Source organism: Pseudoalteromonas luteoviolacea (genome assembly GCF_001750165.1).
Lineage (GTDB): Bacteria > Pseudomonadota > Gammaproteobacteria > Enterobacterales > Alteromonadaceae > Pseudoalteromonas > Pseudoalteromonas luteoviolacea_G.
Window position 1 is genome coordinate 1,504,319 of record NZ_CP015411.1, and the last position, 21,007, is coordinate 1,525,325.

General features: G+C 41.9%; 18 protein-coding genes. 13 read left to right on the top strand and 5 right to left on the bottom strand.

Translation table 11 applies throughout. The features are described from left to right. Positions 1-160: 160 nt before the first annotated feature. Complete coding sequence (locus S4054249_RS06585) at positions 161-1,384, bottom strand: EAL and HDOD domain-containing protein (RefSeq protein ID WP_046355143.1); 1,224 nt, start codon at positions 1,382-1,384, stop codon at positions 161-163. 274 nt (positions 1,385-1,658) lie between these two features. On the opposite strand from S4054249_RS06585, the gene putP reads away from it, so the two are divergent. Beyond that, the gene (gene putP / locus S4054249_RS06590; protein ID WP_046355142.1) at positions 1,659-3,137 is read left to right on the top strand and encodes a sodium/proline symporter PutP; all 1,479 of its coding nucleotides are present in this window, start codon (positions 1,659-1,661) and stop codon (positions 3,135-3,137) included. 215 nt (positions 3,138-3,352) lie between these two features. On the opposite strand, the gene S4054249_RS06595 is transcribed toward putP, so the two are convergent. From S4054249_RS06595 to map, 4 genes are all read right to left on the bottom strand, one after another. Next, positions 3,353-3,913 carry a hypothetical protein gene (locus S4054249_RS06595; RefSeq protein WP_046355141.1) on the bottom strand — a complete coding sequence of 187 codons (561 nt, stop codon included), beginning with the start codon at positions 3,911-3,913 and terminating at the stop codon, positions 3,353-3,355. 124 nt (positions 3,914-4,037) lie between these two features. Then, positions 4,038-4,865, bottom strand: a complete 828-nt coding sequence (dapD, locus tag S4054249_RS06600) for a 2,3,4,5-tetrahydropyridine-2,6-dicarboxylate N-succinyltransferase (RefSeq protein WP_046355140.1) — start codon at positions 4,863-4,865, stop codon at positions 4,038-4,040. A gap of 11 nt (positions 4,866-4,876) precedes the next feature. Next, positions 4,877-7,495, bottom strand: coding sequence for a [protein-PII] uridylyltransferase (gene glnD / locus S4054249_RS06605; protein WP_046355139.1), 2,619 nt, complete (start codon positions 7,493-7,495; stop codon positions 4,877-4,879). 188 nt (positions 7,496-7,683) lie between these two features. Continuing rightward, positions 7,684-8,472 (bottom strand): type I methionyl aminopeptidase, encoded by a 789-nt coding sequence (map, locus tag S4054249_RS06610; protein ID WP_046355138.1) that lies wholly within the window; start codon positions 8,470-8,472, stop codon positions 7,684-7,686. A gap of 291 nt (positions 8,473-8,763) precedes the next feature. Here map and rpsB point away from each other — a divergent pair, with 291 nt between their 5' ends. From rpsB to fabZ, 12 genes are all read left to right on the top strand, one after another. Continuing rightward, positions 8,764-9,492, top strand: a complete 729-nt coding sequence (gene rpsB, locus S4054249_RS06615; RefSeq protein WP_039609419.1) for a 30S ribosomal protein S2 — start codon at positions 8,764-8,766, stop codon at positions 9,490-9,492. Between the two features lie 104 nt (positions 9,493-9,596). Continuing rightward, entirely contained in the window at positions 9,597-10,448 is an 852-nt protein-coding gene (tsf, locus tag S4054249_RS06620) for a translation elongation factor Ts (RefSeq protein ID WP_046355137.1), read from the top strand. A gap of 141 nt (positions 10,449-10,589) precedes the next feature. Next, the gene (gene pyrH, locus S4054249_RS06625; RefSeq protein ID WP_023401852.1) at positions 10,590-11,330 is read left to right on the top strand and encodes a UMP kinase; all 741 of its coding nucleotides are present in this window, start codon (positions 10,590-10,592) and stop codon (positions 11,328-11,330) included. Positions 11,331-11,431: 101 nt separating this feature from the next. Beyond that, positions 11,432-11,989: a ribosome recycling factor gene (gene frr / locus S4054249_RS06630; RefSeq protein WP_023401853.1), complete on the top strand. Its 558-nt coding sequence runs from the start codon at positions 11,432-11,434 to the stop codon at positions 11,987-11,989. A 232-nt stretch (positions 11,990-12,221) separates the two neighbouring features. Beyond that, positions 12,222-12,995 carry an isoprenyl transferase gene (locus S4054249_RS06635; RefSeq protein ID WP_046355136.1) on the top strand — a complete coding sequence of 258 codons (774 nt, stop codon included), beginning with the start codon at positions 12,222-12,224 and terminating at the stop codon, positions 12,993-12,995. A gap of 11 nt (positions 12,996-13,006) precedes the next feature. Further along, positions 13,007-13,873 (top strand): phosphatidate cytidylyltransferase, encoded by an 867-nt coding sequence (locus S4054249_RS06640; RefSeq protein WP_046355135.1) that lies wholly within the window; start codon positions 13,007-13,009, stop codon positions 13,871-13,873. 11 nt (positions 13,874-13,884) lie between these two features. Then, positions 13,885-15,078, top strand: coding sequence for a 1-deoxy-D-xylulose-5-phosphate reductoisomerase (gene ispC / locus S4054249_RS06645; RefSeq protein WP_046355155.1), 1,194 nt, complete (start codon positions 13,885-13,887; stop codon positions 15,076-15,078). Then, the gene (gene rseP / locus S4054249_RS06650) at positions 15,078-16,430 is read left to right on the top strand and encodes an RIP metalloprotease RseP (RefSeq protein WP_046355134.1); all 1,353 of its coding nucleotides are present in this window, start codon (positions 15,078-15,080) and stop codon (positions 16,428-16,430) included. The genes ispC and rseP overlap by 1 nt, the downstream gene beginning before the upstream one ends. Before the next feature lie 72 nt (positions 16,431-16,502). Next, on the top strand, positions 16,503-18,974 hold the full coding sequence (bamA, locus tag S4054249_RS06655) for an outer membrane protein assembly factor BamA (protein WP_046355133.1): 2,472 nt from the start codon (positions 16,503-16,505) through the stop codon (positions 18,972-18,974). A 10-nt stretch (positions 18,975-18,984) separates the two neighbouring features. Beyond that, complete coding sequence (locus tag S4054249_RS06660; protein ID WP_046355132.1) at positions 18,985-19,503, top strand: OmpH family outer membrane protein; 519 nt, start codon at positions 18,985-18,987, stop codon at positions 19,501-19,503. Beyond that, positions 19,503-20,543, top strand: a complete 1,041-nt coding sequence (lpxD, locus tag S4054249_RS06665) for a UDP-3-O-(3-hydroxymyristoyl)glucosamine N-acyltransferase (RefSeq protein ID WP_046355131.1) — start codon at positions 19,503-19,505, stop codon at positions 20,541-20,543. The genes S4054249_RS06660 and lpxD overlap by 1 nt, the downstream gene beginning before the upstream one ends. Before the next feature lie 11 nt (positions 20,544-20,554). Further along, a complete protein-coding gene (fabZ, locus tag S4054249_RS06670; protein ID WP_039609409.1) occupies positions 20,555-21,007 on the top strand; it encodes a 3-hydroxyacyl-ACP dehydratase FabZ in 453 nt (150 codons plus the stop codon).

Below are 21,007 nucleotides of genomic sequence, written 5' to 3' on the forward strand. Positions count from 1 at the left end.
TCAATAGTTTATTCTGATAAGTATTTTACTGATGCAGGGACAAGTTGGGATGTGACAAAATGTCGCACTATGACAACAAGTTGAAAGAAATTGATTTAACGCAAAGTTTAAGAGTATCAAAAGTGGTGACTGACACTATCACCACTTGTATTTGTGAGGGTTAAATGCCCATTGCCTCAATTTGTTGATCGCACCATTGTAGGGCTTCTGAATACAGTTCTGGGAGTGATTGAGCCTGCAAATTTAATTGCTCAGTGAGTTTTGATGCGCCAGCCCAGTTGGCTTGCTCATAAGCCATAACGAGGCTTAAATATTGCGCTAACATGCCTTCACCTTGTAACAATGCATCTTTGATGTCTATGGTCAAAGGGAGCTTTTGCATCACGCTTTGCATGGTTTCATCTAAGATCGCGTCCATTAATGACATCATCCCAGTTAAAAATGCCATGCCAGTATCACGCATCTCATTGTGTTTAATCGAAATAAGCTCACAGAATCTCGCGCGTGTAAGCGACAGGCGGATAAGCTCCATGGGTTTTTCTGAGGCAACTTGTGAGGCAAATAATAAAGATAGAAACTTTTTCAGTTCTTGATTGCCCAGTACAACGAGAGCTTGTTTGATCGTAGAAATTTCTGCTCTGCGTTTAAAAGCTGCCGAGTTCGAGTAACGCAACAATTTATAGCTGAGGTTTACATCGCGCTCGAAGACTTGCGTAATGCGTTTTAGGTCCACATCTACACTAGATGTTTCATATAAAAGCTCAGCTAAAGCCATTTCTGATGGCGGAAGGGCTTTTGTTTGTACCATTTCAGGTTTAGCGAAGAAAAACCCCTGGAACAGGGTAAACCCAAGATCAAGCGCAAGCTGATATTGCTCATAGGTTTCTACTTTCTCGGCAACAAGTTCAATATCTTGATGTGGAGCGATAGCTTCTTTAAGCTCATGGATCTCATCTACGCTAGTCACCAGCATATCTACTTTGATTTGATCAATGTAGGGGTAGAAATGGCGCCACACTTTCTGATGTTTATAGTCATCTAAAACCAGTTTGTAGCCTTTTTCTTTAAGATCTTGTACCGCAGCCAACAGTCGCTTGCCGGGTTGAACTGTTTCTAGTATCTCTACTATCAACTGATCACGTCCCATCATAGTCGGGTAACCTTTAACTATGGTTTCTAGGGTAAAGTTGATATAGGCAGGTTTACCATCAGTGAGATCTTCTAATCCGAAGTTAAATTGACTGCCCTCAATTAATTTTGATGTTGCTTCGACGTCATCTACATTGGGAAATACATTGTCAACGCCGTCGCGAAACAGCAGCTCATAGCCAACGACTTCTTTGTTGATGTTTAAAATAGGTTGCCTAGCGGCATAAAAATACATGGAACGAGACACCCAATCGTTACTTCATTTCATTTCAATATAAGGCAATCTACAACGTATTTCATTATAAAATTTACACTTTCTTAGTATTTTCGTACTAAAGGGTAATATTTTAGAGTGTGAAATGTGCAATAGCAGCTATTTAAACAGACTTACTTGGGGGTGAGAGGGAGCCATGATATAGTGCGCCTTTGTTTTTGGCTTTTGTTCCAATATCAGTTAAGAAGTCAGTTTACTGTTATTCGGAGAGAAGCTCTTGTTAACGGAGGTCATTTTGGAAATTGGCACGATGATATCGCTGGCTTTGTATTTTGTTGCAATGTTGGCTATTGGCCTTTATGCCTATCGTAAATCTACCAATGATGTATCAGGCTACATGTTAGGGGGGCGTAATTTACCACCTAGTGTAGCAGCCCTATCAGCAGGTGCATCAGATATGAGTGGTTGGATCTTAATGGGATTGCCAGGTGCAATGTTCCTAACTGGATTCAGTAGCACTTGGATAGCGGTTGGTTTGGTAATTGGTGCGTTCTTAAACTATTTACTTGTAGCACCAAGACTACGTGTCTACACCGAGGTTGCCAATGACGCAATCACAATTCCAGATTATTTTGCAAATCGCTTTGAAGACAACAGCAACGCACTACGTATTGTATCAGCGATTGTTATTATTGTTTTCTTCACTTTATACACCTCATCAGGGGTTGTTGCAGGCGGTAAACTCTTTGAAAACTCGTTTGGCATGAGCTACGAAACGGGATTGTATGTGACAACGGGTGTTGTTGTACTTTACACGTTATTTGGTGGCTTTTTAGCGGTGAGTCTGACGGATTTTGTACAAGGCTGCATTATGTTTATTGCCCTTGTATTAGTGCCTTTGGTGACATTTAGCCTACTAGAACAACCGTTAATTTCGACGTTGAATGAATTAAATCCAGAGATGTTGACTTGGGTTGGTGCTGGTGGCGTGATTGGTATCATTTCTGCAATGTCCTGGGGCTTAGGCTATTTTGGTCAGCCGCATATTATTGTTCGCTTTATGTCTGTTCGCAGTGTTAAAGATATGCCAACAGCTAGAAACATCGGTATGAGCTGGATGATTGTGGCCACAGTGGGTGCGATCACTACGGGCTTGTTTGGCGCGGCTTATGCACATGAAAATAGTATCGTTGTTAAAGATGCAGAGACTATCTTCCTAGTTTTATCTGAGTTGCTGTTCCACCCATTGATTGCAGGCTTTTTACTTGCAGCGATTTTAGCGGCAATTATGAGTACTATTTCGTCTCAGTTATTGGTAAGTTCAAGCTCTTTAACTGAAGACTTCTATAAGGTATTTATTAAACCAAATGCGACTGACAAAGAGTTGGTTATGGTAGGGCGTATTAGTGTCGCGGCGGTGTCTGTACTGGCTATTTATCTTGCGCATGACAGAGAAAGTACCATTTTAAGCTTGGTAAGTAATGCTTGGGCAGGCTTTGGTGCTGCATTTGGCCCATTGGTCCTGTTTAGCTTATTTTGGAAGCGTATGAACTTCTCAGGCGCACTCTCTGGTATGGTAGTTGGTGCTGTGACTGTGCTTATCTGGATTTATGCGCCATTCACAATCGCAGGCCAGAGCCCAAGTGGGTTTATTTATGAAATTGTACCTGGCTTTATTGCCGCATCTATTGCGATTGTTGTTGTGAGCTTAATGACGGCGCCGCCCTCTACAACGATTGAAGCAAAATTTGATGAAATGAATCGCGGCCTGTAATACGCAGTAGTGATAAAAGTAAAAGGTGAGTTTCGGCTCACCTTTTTTGTTTTTTCGGTAAACTTAAAAATTAAAGACGCGTGCCGAATTCATAAACGCAATGTTGGCTTACATAGTGTTTTTCAATCGGTTTTAGTTGTATTAATTCAATTTCACTGACTTGATCTCGAGTGACTAACTGGTGTATTTCAAAATAGCGGCTCCAGCTAATACCTTTATAAGGTCTGAGCTCCATATATGGATATTGCACATAGTGCCAAGTACCTTTTAAAAAAACCTTTATTTTCTTCAGAGATGTTCTGACCAGAGAGCTGATAGGCACCATTTTGATGGAGCTTGAGCTGATATTCATTGTCACATGAGGTTGTTTTAAAATGCTGTGCTAAATCTGCCTTAAGGAGGGGACTATTCTGTTTATCTTTTGGAAAGGGATAAATTGCAATGGCGTTTTTGGTGTACCAATGGTTACCTTCTTTAAGCGCTTGAATATCTGAGATCTTAAAGCCACTTTTGTTGGCCGTTTGCTTGGCAGTATCTACTGCATTTGGGTCTTGCAGCATAAGCGAATGAAGCATTGTATTTTGGGAAATGCTGGTTGGAAAAGCGAGAGTATTGGTCTCGACGTTGAAACCTTCTTCTTCTAATGCTTGTTTCAATTGAATAAGAGATTCACCTGGGATGTATTTAGCGTAAATGTGAATGGTTGTCGTATTTGAACATCCAGCTAAAAATATGATGAATACGCAAAGAAGGTACTTGCGAAATATTGTTATCATTCTGTCTTTCCATGTTTGGGTGTATTGCTATTTTAATCACAGATTGACAGGGTTGAAAATAATGAATTGAACGCTTGAATTTATAAGCAGCCGTGCACCTAAGTGGCGCACGGCTCGGTATGAGTTAGTCTTGCACAGAGCGAAGTAGGGCATTTACACCGACTTTTTCACGTGTCTGTTGGTCAACTTTTTTCACGATGATTGCCGCGTACAGACTGTGTGTGCCGTCTTTACTAGGCAGTGAGCCCGGAACTACAACAGAGCCTGCTGGGACTCGGCCATAATGAATTTCACCGGTTTCTCTGTCATAAATACGCGTGCTTTGCGAAATGTAAACACCCATTGAGATAACAGCGCCTTCTTCAACTATTACACCTTCAACAATCTCTGAACGTGCACCGATAAAACAGTTGTCTTCAATAATTGTTGGGTTAGCTTGAAGTGGCTCTAAAACACCGCCAATACCAACACCACCAGATAAGTGAACATTTTTACCAATTTGTGCACATGAGCCGACAGTTGCCCATGTATCGACCATTGTGCCTTCGTCAACGTACGCACCAATATTGACGTAAGAAGGCATAAGCACCACATTTTTACCAACAAAACTACCTTGACGCGCGACTGCATTAGGTACAACGCGCATGCCGCCTTGTTGGAATTGCTCGGGTGTATAATCACTGAATTTAAGTGGTACTTTGTCGTAAAATTGATTTACGCCATCGTTCATTGGCTGATTATCACGAATTCTAAAAGACAGTAGCACTGCTTTTTTTAGCCATTGGTGAACAACCCACTCACCGCTAACTTTCTCAGCAACTCGCGCAGCGCCTTTATCTAGTAGCTCTAGAGAGTCGACAATTGCATTTTTAATTTCAGGTGCAACAGATGATGGTGTGATGCTATCGCGGTTTTCCCACGCTTGTTCAATAATACTTTTTAAATCCGACATGGTTTCCTCTTTTATTCAGATTCGGCGTTTAATTTTTTCATCAGTGAATGATGTAAAGCTGTTTTTTCATCTTCACTTAATGCTAAATAATGTTCATTTGAGACTACGAAAAAGTCTTCTGCACGCTCCCCAACAGTGGTGATCCGTGCTGCGTGGATATGAAGGTTATGAACCTGCAATACTTCCGCAATTTTAGTTAATAGACCCTGAATATCAACGGCCTGTATCTCTACCAAGTTTCTGTCGACACGGGCATGTGGGCGTACAATGACTTTAGGCTTAATATTAAAGTCTTTAAATCGCTGCGAGCGATTTTTCTTGAGCCGTATTTTTTTCTTGGGATCTGCAAGGATGCTATCGAGCCCTCTACGTAAATTTTTTGCGCGGCTACCGCTGATGGCATCGCCATTGACTTCTAAGATCACAAAACTAAAGACCACATAGCCATCTTTCGTTGTCATAACCTGCGCATGTTGGATCTGTGCTTTTTTACTGCCAATAACAGACACAAGCTTGGCAAATAAGCTGGCCTCATAAGGCGCGTATACAAAAACTTGTGTTCCACCATGCATTGGCTTTTCAGACACGGCAACTCCTGATTTAGTTTCTTTATCAAGAGAGAGTAGGTACTCACTTTGCCATGAGATTTGCTCTTCACTGAAGCCTGTAAAATAGTTAGCTTTAAACCGTGACCAAAGTTGTACGACATGGGCTTCATCAAAGCCGAGTTCTACTAGTCTTTGCATCGCTTGAGCCTTTTTATCACGGATCTGATCACGCATATCCATGGGGTGCTCAAGACCTAGCCTTAAAGCTCGCTGTGCATGTAAATAGAGCTCACGCAGTAGGGTGTTTTTCCAATCATTCCATAAATTGTCATTGGTCGCGCGGATATCTGCAACGGTTAAACAATACAAGTAATCGAGCTGACGTTCGTTTTTCACTTTAGAGGCGAATTCATTAATGACGTCTGGATCATTGATGTCTTTACGCTGGGCGGTTACAGACATAAGCAAGTGATGCTCAACTAACCACGCAACAAGCTTTGCGTCGGAGGGGGTAAGTTTGTGCATGCTGGCAAAGGCATTGGCATCAACGGCGCCCAACTCTGAGTGGTCACCTCCTCGGCCTTTGGCAATATCATGGAAGATGCCAGCTAAATACAGCAATTCTGGCTTATCCATGCGCGTCACTATCTCAGCACAAATTGGAAAGTCTTTGTTGAGTTGCTTGTCACGGTATTTATGGATGTTATTTATCAGCTTGTGCGTATGCTCGTCTACTGTGTAGGCATGAAATAAGTCAAATTGCATTTGGCCAAATATGCTGCGCCACTGCGGCAAATAGGCTGCAATAATGCCGTGTTTGTGCATTAAAGTGAACGCTCTCCCCATGCCATTTGGGTGCTTCAGAAGGCGCATAAATGCATCTCTACAAGCCGCATAGTCTTGTAAATCTCCAAGTAAGCGTCTGCGTACTTGTCTTACTGAGCGAATCGTGTTCGGATCAATATCTGTGATGTCAGTATTGTCTGCGATATGTTCAAAAAGTACGATGAGGTTTTCTCGTAAAAAGAATGCGGAGGGATCTTTCACCCGTATTTTATTGCCGATACGTTCAAAATGTGCGTCTAAAGGCGTGATAAGGTGTGCATCGTGATCAGGCAAGATACTCTGTTCAAAGTAGGCGAGTAGCATTTGGTTCATCTCACGAACACGACTCATGATCCTAAATAAACGCTTCATCATACGTTCGACCGAAGGCTTGCCCTCCGAACCAAAGCCAAGCAATTCAGCGGCATGAGGTTGATAATCAAAGAGTAACCTATTTTCACTGCGACCAGCTGCGAGGTGCAGCGCAAAACGAATATTCCATAAATTTTCCAAGCACTCCATCAGCTCCTGATATTCTTCATGGGTCAAATAGCCATGGCCAATCAGTTCTTCTAATGTTTCCGCATGGAAGTGCTTTTTAGCAACCCAAAAAATAGTTTGTAGGTCTCTCAAACCACCTGGGTTTTCCTTTATGTTTGGCTCAAGGTTGTATGCTGTACCATGACACTTTTTGCGTCTGAGCTTTTGCTCTTTGACTTTAGCGATAAAGAAATCATCGGATCGCCAAATAGGGGTTTTGACGATATGGCTTTTTAATCGTTCAAACTCGACGAGATTGCCGCAAATGAGCCTACTTTCTAGCAAACTTGTCGTAAAGTGCACATCTTTGCGTTTTTGTTCTAATACTTGCTCATGTGTTCGGACACTATGCCCTATGTCTAAGTTTAAATCCCATAAATAGGTAACAAATTCTTCAAGTGCATTGCGCAGCTCGCTACTGGGTTCGCCATCGGTCAATAGCAAAAAATCAATATCTGAAAAGGGGTGTAGCTCACCGCGTCCATACCCGCCAATTCCTATTAATGCCAATTGTGGAAACTCTGATAAACCAGTTTGCACAAATAACTTTTTTAGGAGTGTATCTATGAACTCAGAGCGTGCTTTGATCAGCAATCTGACTGGCTGTTTTGAAAATTGATTGTTGAGCCACTTGTAAAAGTAGGTCATACAACCTTTATAATCATTGAGTTGTTCAGCTTGTTCAAGTAACAACTTTACTTTGTTTGGTAACGCCACGAGAGATCCTTGGAACACAAGATGGAATCAGTTTACTTGTATATTGGGATGACTTGAAGCAGCGAAAGTACGTTTTTTGCGGGATTTATAGAATTGGGGTGCTAAATGGGTATTTTTTACCTAATAAGGTTCCAAACTAAGCAGTGCTTAATGATGCTGCTTGCATAGCACAAGCAGCATCAATTGGCTTAAGCGTGCTCAATTACACGATCAATTGTGTCGTCTTTACGGTGTGTTAGGATTTCAACGCCATTGTCGGTGACGAGTAAAGTGTGTTCCCATTGAGCAGATAAACTGCGGTCTTTCGTAACCACAGTCCAGTCATCTTTAAGTAACTTACACTGACGCTTACCCGCATTTACCATAGGTTCAATGGTCAAGCACATACCCGCCTTTAAAGTTTCGCCAGTACCTGGTTTGCCGTAGTGCATAACTTGAGGCTCTTCGTGGAACTGTGCACCGATACCGTGACCACAGTATTCACGTACGATTGAATAATTGAACCCTTCAGCAAACTTTTGAATTGCTGCACCAATATCACCAAGGCGCACGCCCGGTTTCACCATTTTTATAGCAAGATAGAGAGATTCTTGCGTGATTTCACTTAAGCGTTTGCCTTGAATACTTGGCGTGCCTACGTAAAACATTTTTGATGTATCGCCATGGTAACCGTCTTTGATAACGGTCACGTCGATATTAACGATATCACCATCTTTTAGAGGTTTTTCATTCGGGATACCATGACAGATAACATGGTTAACAGATGTACAAATTGACTTTGGAAATCCGTGATAGTTGAGTGGTGCAGGGATACAGCCTTGCACATCTACAATGTAATTATGACAAATTGTATTTAATTCGTCTGTGGTAACCCCAGGCTTCACATACTCCTCGATCATTTCTAACACTTCAGCCGCTAACCTACCGGCAACACGCATTTTTTCGATTTCTTCAGGGGTTTTAATCACTGCACTCATTGAGACTCCAAGTCATATTTTTCACAAAGCAATGACGAGCAAATTTTGGTCTCATCATTGAGTTAATTTATTTTATATGGTATAAAGCGCGCCGTCTTTTTACAAATAAATCTTCTCGATTTGATCTTGATGGTTGTTTGTACTTAAGACACGCAAAATTTAATTTTAACACACACACATATCGACACATACACTTGGGTGCATGTTTGTATCGACAAATGATACGCAATAAGCATGTTGGTGCTATGGGATATGTGGAGGCCTAACCCTACTAAAATAGAGGAAAATACAATGGCAAACGTTTCAATGCGCGATATGCTTCAAGCTGGTGTTCACTTCGGTCACCAAGCACGTTACTGGAACCCTAAGATGAAGCCATTCATCTTCGGTGCACGTAACCGCGTTCACATCATCAACCTAGAAAAGACAGTTCCACTTTTCAACGATGCACTTAAGTTTTTATCAAACGTTGCATCTAACAAAGGTAAAATTCTTTTCGTTGGTACTAAGCGCGCAGCTGGTGAAGCAGTTAAAGAAGCAGCTATCTCAAGTGAGCAGTTCTACGTAAATCACCGTTGGTTAGGTGGTATGTTGACTAACTGGAAAACAGTTCGTCAATCAATCAAGCGTCTTAAAGACCTTGAAGCTCAAAGCCAAGACGGTACTTTCGAGAAGCTTACTAAGAAAGAAGCGCTAATGAAAACGCGTGAAATGGAAAAGCTTGAAAAGAGCCTTGGTGGTATCAAAGATATGGGCGGTCTACCTGACGCTATCTTCGTAATCGATGCTGACCACGAGCACATCGCTATCCGTGAAGCTAACAACCTAGGTATTCCAGTAGTATCTGTTGTTGATACTAACTCAAACCCAGATGGTGTTGATTTCATCATCCCAGGTAACGACGATGCGATCCGTGCAATCCAGCTTTACACTGGCGCTGTTGCAACTGCTATCACTGAAGGTCGTGAAAGCAACATCGTTGCTCAAGCAGAAAACGACGATTTCGTAGAAGCTGAGTAATTAGCTGTCATCAAGTCTTCATCCAATTGTGATGAAGACTTGATATTCTTTACAAGCGGTAATTCGCTTATCAAAAAACCGAATTCAGAATTGAGGATATTCTAATGGCTGTAACTGCTGCCCTAGTTAAAGAACTTCGCGAGCGTACTGGCGCTGGCATGATGGATTGTAAAAAAGCACTAACTGAAACTAACGGTGACATCGATCTAGCGATCGAGAACATGCGTAAAAGTGGTGCTGCTAAAGCTGCTAAGAAAGCGGGTAACATCGCTGCTGAAGGTACAATCCTTATCAAGCAAGGCGAAGGTTTTGCTGCACTTCTTGAAGTTAACTGTCAAACTGACTTCGTTGCTAAAGACGAAAACTTCCTAGGTTTTGCTAACACTGTTCTTGACGACGCTGTTGCTACTAAGGCAACAATTGCTGACCTTCAAGCTAAGTTCGAAGAAACACGTGTTGCACTAGTTGCTAAAATCGGTGAAAACATCAACGTTCGTCGCGTTGAGTACATCGATGGCGACAAGCTATCTGCATACCGTCACGGCGACCGTATCGGTGTTGTTGTAACTGGTGATGCTGACGAAGAAACACTTAAGCACGTTGCAATGCACGTTGCTGCTTCTAAGCCTGACTTCCTAAAGCCAGAAGACGTACCAGCTGACGTTGTTGAAAAAGAAAAAGCGGTTCAAGTAGAAATCGCTATGAACGAAGGCAAGCCTGCTGAAATCGCAGAAAAAATGGTTGTTGGTCGTATGAAGAAGTTCACTGGTGAGATCTCTCTTACTGGTCAAGCTTTCATCATGGAGCCTAAGAAGTCTGTTGGTGAGTACCTGAAAGAAAAAGGCGCTACAGTTTCTTCATTCATTCGCCTAGAAGTAGGTGAAGGTATCGAGAAGAAAGAAGAAGACTTCGCTGCTGAAGTTGCTGCTCAAATCGCAGCTGCAAAAGGCGAATAATCGCAATAGAATAATCTTATTGACATAAAAGTGTTGATTTGCTTTTGCGTCAATGAAGAAAATTCTCTAAAATAACCGCGCATTTATGTCTATCATAAGCGCGGTTATTTTTTGTCTCAATTTTAACTTGGCCCGGAAATTATGACTATCAATCGAAAACCTGTTTTTAGACGCGTTCTTCTTAAATTAAGCGGTGAAGCTTTAATGGGAGATGAAGGCTTTGGTATTGATCCAAAAGTATTGGATCGTATGGCTCAAGAAATCAAAGAGCTTGTAGAACTCGACGTAGAAGTGGGTTTGGTTATCGGCGGCGGTAACTTTTTACGCGGTGGCTCGTTAGCAGAAGCGGGCATGAACCGTGTTGTTGGTGATCACATGGGTATGCTGGCGACAGTGATGAATGGTTTAGCAATGCGTGATGCACTTCACAGAGCATTCGTAAACGCCCGTTTGATGTCAGCTATTCCACTAAATGGCGTGTGTGATGCCTACAATTGGGCTGAGGCAATTAGCTTGTTAAAATCAGGTCGTGTTGTTATCTTTTCAGCAGGTACTGGTAACCCGTTCTTTACAACTGATTCAGCTGCGTGTTTGCGCGGTATTGAAATTGAAGCTGATACAGTGATCAAAGCAACTAAAGTGGATGGTGTTTACAGTGATGACCCTGTTAAAAATCCAGAAGCAACTTTGTATAGTCAGCTTACCCATGACGAAATCATTGATAAAGAATTGAAGGTAATGGATTTAGCTGCATTCACTTTGGCACGTGACCACAATATGCCACTGAGCGTATTTAACATGAACAAGCCAGGTGCATTGAAGCGTGTTATTATGGGTGAAGATGAAGGCACCTTGATCACGTCAAAAAAAGCGGCAGAGTAAATAGCAATTGAGAATGGGGCTTGAGGCCCCATTCTTATAGAATAACCCAGCCATTTAGCATGTATTGTTGAGGTTGGAACAGTAAAAATAGGATTGCAACTGTGATTAATGATATCCAAAAAGACGCTCAAGAGCGCATGAAAAAAAGTGTGGCAGCACTTGCTAGCCAACTTTCTAAAATTCGTACAGGCCGTGCACACCCAGCACTACTAGATGGTATTTCAGTATCCTACTACGGTGCTGACACACCTTTAAACCAAGTAGCAAACGTAACAGTTGAAGACTCACGTACACTTGCTATTAATGTTTTTGATAAATCTTTAGCGCAGGCTGTAGAAAAGGCAATCATGGCTTCAGACTTAGGTCTTAACCCTATGTCTGCTGGCACAGTTATTCGTGTACCTCTACCTCCACTAACTGAAGAACGTCGTAAAGATTTAATTAAAATCGTACGTGGTGAAGTTGAAGGTGGTCGTGTTGCAGTTCGTAACATTCGTCGTGATGCGAACGGTGACATCAAAGCACTATTAAAAGATAAAGAAATTTCTGAAGATGAAGCGCGTCAAGCAGAGGATCAAATTCAAAAGATCACCGATGCACACATCAAAGAGATGGACACACAATTAAGTGCAAAAGAAGCAGAGTTGATGGAAATTTAATTCTATATTGATCTGTTTTTTTACTCAAAAAGCCGCGTTTTAGCGGCTTTTTGTTGTATTGTGCCCAACAAGGCTGACGTGCTAGCCCGTAGCTTGCTCTATTTACACACATTTTTAAATTCAGTGTGAAAAGTAATCACTTTGTCTTAAGTTTGAAGATCAAGAATTTTATTAGGTTTGCAGCGATGACTGCGCTATACTAGGCGGCGTTTTTTTTATTTAAAATAGTACTATGGTTTTAAACGCTGACGCGATTTCTCAACAATCACTACCTAAGCATGTTGCCATAATTATGGATGGCAATGGACGCTGGGCTCAAGCCCGCAAGCGCCCGAGGGCTTATGGTCATAAAAAAGGTGTCGACTCTGTTCGCAGCGCTGTACAGTTTTGCTCAAAATTAGGTATTGAGTCTTTGACTCTGTTCGCATTTAGCAGTGAAAATTGGCGTAGACCTGAAGACGAAGTAAGTACCTTGATGGAATTATTCCTTTTCGTCTTAAGTAAAGAAGTAAAAAAGTTACATAAAAATAATGTAAAACTAAACATAATTGGTGATATATCAAAGTTTCCAACAAGTTTGCAGGATAAAGTCCATGATGCGCATGCTTTGACTGGCCAAAATACTGGATTGCAGTTGAATATTGCTGCAAATTATGGCGGTCGTTGGGATATTACCAATGCTGCCCAAGCACTTGCTGAACAAGTAAAAAGCGGTGAACTGGATGTTACTGATATTACTGAAGATGCACTGACAAATAATATGTCAATGGCAGATCAAAGTCCGCTTGATTTACTGGTACGTACTGGCGGTGATTATCGGATCAGTAACTTTTTGCTATGGCAAGCTGCTTATGCAGAGTTATATTTCACAGAAACTCTTTGGCCTGATTTTAACGAAGAGGCTTTCTCAGAAGCAATCGCTTGCTATATTTCAAGAGAGAGGCGCTTTGGTTGCACAGGCGAACAAATAAAACAACTACTCGCCGAGAGCAATACAACAAGTTAAAGGTATTCAGTTTGTTAAAACAACGTATTATGACGTCGGCTGTGCTTGCACCGCTGGCGCTGATTTTAGTATTTTACACTCCACTAAGTCTATTTAGTGTGATTGCCGCATCTATTGTTTTGTTAGGTGCATGGGAATGGGCGTCTCTGATGGGGATATCTAAGCCATTATACCGTTTAGTGTACGTCGCAATTACCGGTGTATTTATTACCATATTACACTTTCACTGGCCGATTGAGAGTCTCTGGCATTCAGGTAAATTAGTCGCGGATGCTAATTATGTTTTCACACTCGCAGCTGCTTGGTGGATTGTCGCCACATTACTGGTAATGCGTTATCCTAAAATGGCAAAGTCATGGAGCCAAGGGCTTGTGATGCCAGCGATTGCAGGCTTCTTAACGCTCATTCCTTTGTGGCTTGCTTTAAATGTTTTAAGAAGTGCCGAATATCAAGCATCTGAACAATTTGGTTCGGTACTTATCATGGTCGTTTTGGGTATTGTATGGAGTGCTGATATCGGCGCGTATTTCGCTGGTAAAAATTTAGGTAAAAGAAAATTAATGCCTAATGTGAGTCCCAACAAAACAATCGAAGGGCTCATTGGTGGGTTAATCACGGCGGTAGTGTTTGTATTAATTTTTTGCTATTGCTCAAATGTAGAGCACAAACAGTGGCTATTATACGGCGTATTAACTGTCGTAATTGCATTGTTTTCAGCCATTGGCGATTTGCTCGAAAGTATGTTTAAGCGAGAAGCTGGTTTAAAAGATTCAGGAAGTTGTTTGCCAGGACATGGCGGTATTTTAGATCGCATTGATAGCCTGACGGCTGCGGCTCCGATGTTTGCCCTGTTTTATGCTTGGACGGTGACGCTATGAGCATAGCTGTTATGCCCGCTGAGCAGGTTGTTATTCTCGGTTCAAGTGGTTCTATCGGTACGTCAACTTTGGATGTGATTGGTCGTAATCCAACGCGTTATAACGTATTTGCTTTGGTGGCAGGCAAAAATGTTGACACCGTGTATCAACAAGTTGTTGAGCATAACCCGAAATATGTCGTGATGAACGACGAAGGCGCAGCAAAATCGCTCAGAGAGCGAGTTAGTGGCTTAATAACAGAAGTCATGAGTGGTACTCAGGCTATGTGCGATGTAGCATCACATGATGATGTTGATATTGTTATGTCTGCGATTGTCGGTGCTGCAGGTCTCTTGCCAACGTTGGCTGCGGTTGAGGCTGGCAAAAAAGTATTGCTTGCGAATAAAGAGTCTTTGGTCATGTCTGGTAAATTATTTATGGACAAGGTCAAAATGCATAATGCCACTTTATTACCTATAGACAGTGAACATAACGCGATTTTCCAGTGTATGCCCCGTGAAATGCAGCAAGGGACGACGACTGACTTTTCTCCTCTTGGTATTCATAAAATACTGCTAACTGGTTCAGGCGGTCCGTTTTTAAATCGTGACATAGATACTTTGTCTCAAGTCACGGTCGCTGAAGCTGTCGCACATCCAAACTGGTCAATGGGCCAGAAGATATCAGTTGATTCGGCCACAATGATGAATAAAGGCCTTGAGTTTATAGAAGCTAAGTGGCTGTTTGATTGTCAGGCTGATGATATAGACGTTGTTATTCATCCTCAAAGTATGATCCACTCTATGGTGCAATATCAAGATGGCTCTGTGATTGCACAGATGGGACAGCCTGATATGCGGACCCCAATCGCTTATGGTTTGGCTTACCCTGAGCGTATTGACGCGGGTGTTCAACCTCTTGACTTCTCTAGTATGAAAGACTTTACATTCACTGAACCGGATTATAACCGCTACCCAAATCTTAAGTTGGCGATTGAAGCATGTCGTTTAGGGCAAGCTGCAACGACGACACTGAATGCTGCGAATGAAATCTCAGTCGCTGCATTTTTACAAGGAAAAATTGGTTTTATGGAAATTTTTGAAGTGAATGAGCAAGTACTCAGCGGTAGTTTGCTAGGTGAACTAAACAGCTTGGAAGAAATTATGGATGCAGACGCCCAAGCACGTCGACTGGCTCAAGCGCTTATTGCAAGGCAGGCGGGTTAATGTTTGATTTTTTCTGGAATCTGGGTTCTTTTATTGTCGCGCTAAGTATTTTGGTAGCGGTTCATGAATATGGACATTTTTGGGTTGCCAGAAAGGCTGGGGTAAAAGTTCTACGCTTTTCTATTGGATTTGGAAAGCCGCTTTTTACTTGGTATGACAAACTGGGAACAGAATATGCAATTTCTGCCATCCCACTTGGTGGGTATGTCAGAATGCTTGACTCACGGGTTGATGAAGTTCTGGAGCAAGACAAACTGCTCACGCTCGATAGTAAATCGGTGTATGCACGTATGGCCGTGGCAGCGGCAGGGCCGATAGCTAATTTCCTATTCGCTATTTTAGCACTGGCGGTTATGTACATCGTTGGGGTGCAAAATGTTAAGCCAGTTGTTGGTTCAGTTACAACGGAATCAATCGCTTTTCATGCGGGTATGCAGCCAGGTGACCAGATCACTAAAATTGGTGGTGATGAGGTAGCGTCATGGCAAGAAGTTAACTTTGCCGTTATGTCTGGTTTAGGAGAGCACAGGTTAGACGTTAAAGTGATTGACGAACGTGGTCAAATTGCTATTCGAACGATGAATGTAGAAGGGTGGAAGCTGGACAAGCGAGATGTCGCACCTTTAACATCTATTGGTATTACACCATTTCGGCCAGACATTACTACAGAGTTAGCCTTAATTGCTGATGGGTCTGCGGCGGCACGTGCCAATCTTCAGACAGGCGATGTGATTTTGTTTTTTAACCAAATGCCTATCTCTAGCTGGACGCAATTTGTAGAGCTTGTCCAACTTGCACCTAACGAACAAAGTGTCATTACAGTGTTAAGAGGCGACACGAAGATCACACTCAATATTACTCCAGATTCGAGAGAGGGCGCTCAAGGCACGACGATAGGTTACCTTGGAGTTGTACCGAAACAGAAAAGTTGGCCGGCAGGATACATTGAGACTAGACAGTATGGTGTATTCGATAGTATCTTGCTTGGCGTTCAGAAAACCTATGCCCTTACAATGTTGAGCTTCGAGATGATAGGTAATCTGATCACGGGGCAAGTATCTGTAAAAAATATCAGTGGACCTGTTGGTATTGCAGTAGGGGCTGGAGACAGTGTTAGTTATGGATTAATTGCCTTTTTAAGCTTCTTAGCATTAATTAGCGTCAATTTGGGGGTTTTCAACCTTTTACCGCTGCCGATGTTGGATGGTGGACATTTGATGTATTACTTAATTGAACTAATTCGGAAAAAACCGGTCTCTGAAAAGACACAAGAGTTAGGTTATAAGCTGGGAGCAATGATGTTACTGGCATTGACCTGTTTTGCACTGTTTAATGATGTATCGAGGCTCTAGGCTCTTAAAATAAGGGCGATAGCGCACGTGGCGTTTAGTTCGCCGTAAGCTGTAAAGGATAAAGATAAAAAAATGCCTATAAAAAAACATTTAGCTGTAACGAGTTTACTTGGCGCTAGTTTTGCCGCTCTAGGGCAAAACTCCTTTATCGTAGAAGATTTAAAAGTTGAAGGGTTACAACGTGTTGCACTTGGTGCAGCTTTAACTCATATACCAATTAACGTTGGCGATGAAGTTGATAATTATACGGTTTCTAAAACCATCAAAGCGCTCTTTTCTTCGGGGCACTTCGATGATATTTCAGCATTCCGTGATGGCAATCAAATTGTTTTCAAAGTGAAAGAGCGACCTACAATTGCCTCTATCGAATTTGATGGTAATAAAGACATCAAAGATGAACAGCTTCAAGAGAGCCTAGACGGCAAAGATATCCGTACAGGTGAAACGCTTGATAGAACTGTGATAGATGGCATCGAAAAAGGCCTGATTGAGTTCTTCCATAGTATCGGTAAATATAACGCTAAAATTGAAGTTAGCATTGTTGAACTACCACGAAATCGAGTGAAGCTAAAATTTGAATTTGACGAAGGTGACGCTGCATCTGTCCGCCAAATTAACTTAGTTGGTAATGAGCTCTTTTCTGATGAGCAGTTACTGCGTCTCGTAGAGTCACAGCAAGATTTACCATGGTGGAAGTTTCTTTCAAGTGACCGCTATCAAAAGCAAACAATTGAAGGTGACTTAGAGAAGATCCGTAGTTACTACTTGGATAGAGGCTACTTGAGATTTAATATCGACTCTACTCAAGTATCGGTAAGCCCTGAACGCGAATCAGTTTATGTAACTGCAAATATTTCCGAAGGTGAAAAATACACGGTTAAAGGCTTTGACTTCATTGGTGATTTACTTGGCCGAGAAGAACTGATTAAAAGCGTGATCCCTTTGAAATCTGGAGAGTTATATAATGGCTCTTTGGTGACTTCATCAGAAGAGTTTATCAAGAGTTATTTAGCTCGCTTTGGTTATGCGAACGCAGAAGTTCGTACCATTCCTGATATTGACGATGAAAATAAAGAAGTGCAGTTAACGCTTTCAGTGGACCCTGGAAAACGTGTTTATGTCCGTCGGATACTTGTTAATGGTAACCAAAGTACCGCTGATCATGTCGTGCGAAGAGAGATGACTCAGTTAGAAGGTGCTTGGTTGTCAAACCAAAGCTTAGAGCGCTCTAAACTGCAAATTCAACGTTTACCTTATATGGAGACAGTTGACTTTGAAGTAAAACCTATTCCAGGTGTAGATGATCAAGTTGATATTGACTTTAATGTTAAAGAGCAACCTGCCGGTAGTTTCCAAGCTGGTGTGGCTTATGGGTCTTATGCGGGCCTTCAATTTAACGTTGGTGTGAGCGAGTCAAACTTTTTAGGTTCAGGCAACCAAGTTGCATTTAATATCAACACTTCAAAGGCCTCAACCCGTTACAGTGTGTCCTATACTGATCCATATTTTACTCCAGACGGGATCTCTCAAGGTAGTAGTGTTTTCTTCAGTAAATTCGACGGTTCAGAGATAGGCTTGATCGATTACGATTCTCGTAGTTATGGCCTTGGTACTCATTTTGGTATCCCAATTAACCCAGTTAACCGGTTAAACTTTAGTTTCCGTTGGGTAGAAGAAGAGCTTGATAGAATTGCAGATTACGAACAAACGCGTGTTCTGAGATTAAGTTTCTTAGATCTGGATGATCCTGCAGGCGGTTATGATTTTACTAAGTATGAATTGGGCTTTGGTTGGTCACGTATTACTGTAAACCGTGGTATGTTCCCGACCGACGGTTCTCGTCAAAATGCGAACTTTAATATCACCACACCTAACTCAGATCTAAATTATTTTAAACTGAGTTACGATTCTCGTTTTTATTGGCCAGTAAGTAATGACCATCGCTGGGTATTTTCGACCAGAGCGTCACTCGCTTATGGTAACGGCTATGGTGAACAGAATGGCTTTGACCAAGTATTGCCTTTCCAAGAGTTCTATCGAATTACGGAAATGGAACTGAGAGGGTTCGAGAGAAATACCATTTTACCACGCGCAGTTCACCGCACTCCTCAACCAGTGCCCGGTACATGTCTACCAGATGGCACCGAATGTGGTGTGATTGGTGGTGATCCTGCATTTGATCGATTACAACAAGGAGGTCGAATTGGTGGTAATGCGAAAGCTGTATTCGGTGCTGAAATGATTGTACCAACGCCATTTTTAGACGAAGAAAATACCAGCTCAGTACGTACTAGCTTCTTTGTCGATGCTGCAAACGTTTGGGATACTGAGTTTGACGTTGACCGCTACGCCAACTTACCAGAACACCAATACAAGCAATTGTCAGATTTCTCTGATCCAAGTCGATTTAGGGTTTCAACAGGTATGTCTATTCAATGGATATCACCAATGGGACCAATGTTAATTAGTTTTGCGTATCCACTGAAAAAAGAAGATGACGATGATACTAAGAACATCAGCTTCAACATCAGTAATACATTCTAAGGAGTTTATTGTGAAAAAGATTTTTAAAACCTCTGCTATGGGTATCTTAGCTGCGCTTTTAATGGGTAATTCTATCAACGCATTCGCACATAAAGTGGGTATTGTTGATATGCAAACTGTTTATCAACAGTTGCCTCAGATGGCAAAAATTGAGCAAACACTGAAAAGTGAATTTTCGGAGCGTCGCCAAGAACTTGAAAAACTACAAGGTGACATTCGTTTTGAAGCTGAAAAGTTCAAGCGTGAAAGCGCGACAATGAGTGAAGATCAAAAAACTGCGCTACGTGACAAAATTCAAGGTATGCAACAAACCCTTGCTGAAAAGGGCCGTCCACTTGAGCAAGAAATTAAACAGCGCCAAAGCCAAGAGCTAGCAAAAGTACAAAAAATGATCTTGGATGCAATTGAAAGTGTTGCTAAAAAAGGAAAGTTTGACGAAGTTAGATTAAAAGAAACGACAATCTACTTCAACCCTGATAAAGTTAGCGATCTGTCGGATGATATTGTTGAAGCAGTTAGCAAAAAGTAATGACTAAACACTATACGTTGTCGCAACTGGCTGATCATTTGGGTGCTAAAATTGAAGGCAACCCTGATCAGCCAATTGTACAAATTGCCACTTTATTGAATGCGAATGCTCAAGAGATCGCATTTTTGGCAAATAAAAAATACCGCAGCCAGCTTGATTCAACCCAAGCTGGCGCTGTTATATTATCAGCGGATGATGCGGATTATTTTTCGGGTAACAAATTAATTTGTGATAACCCTTATGTGGCGTATGCCAAACTTGCACAGTATATGGATACTACCCCCAGTGCTGCCAGTTCCATTCACAGTACAGCCGTTATTGACCAAAGTGTTCACTTAGGTGAAAACGTAAAGATTGCAGCCAATGCTGTCATTGAAGCAGGTGCTGTTATTGGTGACAACGTTGAAATTGGAGCAGGCTGTTTTATAGGCCAGCATGCTCGCATTGGTGCAGGTACGAAACTTTGGGCAAATGTCACTATTTACCACGAAGTTGAGATTGGTGAGCATTGTTTATTCCAATCGGGCAGTGTGATCGGCAGTGACGGATTTGGTTATGCAAATGAATCTGGAGAATGGGTCAAGATTCCACAACTTGGTACTGTCATTATTGGCAACCGAGTGGAAGTTGGGGCATGTACGTCTATCGACCGAGGTGCATTAGACGACACCATAATTCATGATAACGTTATTCTGGATAACCAAATTCAAATTGCACATAATGTTGAAATTGGTTACGGCACAGCCATTGCCGGGTGTTCGGTGCTAGCTGGTAGCGTTAAAATTGGTAAATATTGTCAAATTGGCGGTATGGTCGCTGTGAATGGTCACAATGAGGTGTGTGATGGTGTTGTTATCACAGGCATGAGCATGGTAACAAAGGGCATCTCTAAGCCCGGTATATACTCTTCAGGCATGCCTCACACTACCAACAAAGAATGGCGTAAAAATATCGCTCATTTACGCAATCTTTCCGACTTTAAAGCACGCATAAAAGCATTAGAGACTCTCACCGAGCAGTTAAACCAGACGGATAAATAAAAGGTACTATTTTGGCCAACGAATTAAACAGCTTTGATATTCAAGAAATCTTGAAGTTACTTCCTCACCGTTATCCTATGCTACTAGTGGATAAGGTTATTGATCATAAGCCTGGCGAATATTTACATGCTGTGAAAAATGTCACAGCGAATGAGCCCATTTTTACAGGCCACTTCCCAGATCAGCCAATTTTTCCGGGTGTTATGATATTGGAAGCACTTGCTCAAGCAACGGGTCTACTTGGCTTTAAAACGGTCGAGAATCGCAGTGAGAATGAGCTATACTTGTTTGCAGCCATTGACAATGCAAGGTTTAAGCAGCCAGTTGTTCCTGGCGATACGATGCATTTACACGTACAGTTTGTTAAAGAGCGTCGCAACATTTGGAAGTTTTCAGGTGAAGCGAAAGTAGACGGCAACGTTGTATGTAGTGCAGAAATAATGTGTGCGAGAAGAGAGTTTTAA

Coding starts and splice junctions, on each gene's coding strand:
- S4054249_RS06585 (WP_046355143.1), bottom strand. CDS start 1,384: ATGTATTTTTATGCCGCTAGGCAACCTATTTTAAACATCAACAAAGAA.
- S4054249_RS06595 (WP_046355141.1), bottom strand. CDS start 3,913: ATGATAACAATATTTCGCAAGTACCTTCTTTGCGTATTCATCATATTT.
- dapD (WP_046355140.1), bottom strand. CDS start 4,865: ATGTCGGATTTAAAAAGTATTATTGAACAAGCGTGGGAAAACCGCGAT.
- map (WP_046355138.1), bottom strand. CDS start 8,472: ATGAGTGCAGTGATTAAAACCCCTGAAGAAATCGAAAAAATGCGTGTT.
- rpsB (WP_039609419.1), top strand. CDS start 8,764: ATGGCAAACGTTTCAATGCGCGATATGCTTCAAGCTGGTGTTCACTTC.
- tsf (WP_046355137.1), top strand. CDS start 9,597: ATGGCTGTAACTGCTGCCCTAGTTAAAGAACTTCGCGAGCGTACTGGC.
- pyrH (WP_023401852.1), top strand. CDS start 10,590: ATGACTATCAATCGAAAACCTGTTTTTAGACGCGTTCTTCTTAAATTA.
- S4054249_RS06635 (WP_046355136.1), top strand. CDS start 12,222: ATGGTTTTAAACGCTGACGCGATTTCTCAACAATCACTACCTAAGCAT.
- ispC (WP_046355155.1), top strand. CDS start 13,885: ATGCCCGCTGAGCAGGTTGTTATTCTCGGTTCAAGTGGTTCTATCGGT.
- rseP (WP_046355134.1), top strand. CDS start 15,078: ATGTTTGATTTTTTCTGGAATCTGGGTTCTTTTATTGTCGCGCTAAGT.
- bamA (WP_046355133.1), top strand. CDS start 16,503: ATGCCTATAAAAAAACATTTAGCTGTAACGAGTTTACTTGGCGCTAGT.
- lpxD (WP_046355131.1), top strand. CDS start 19,503: ATGACTAAACACTATACGTTGTCGCAACTGGCTGATCATTTGGGTGCT.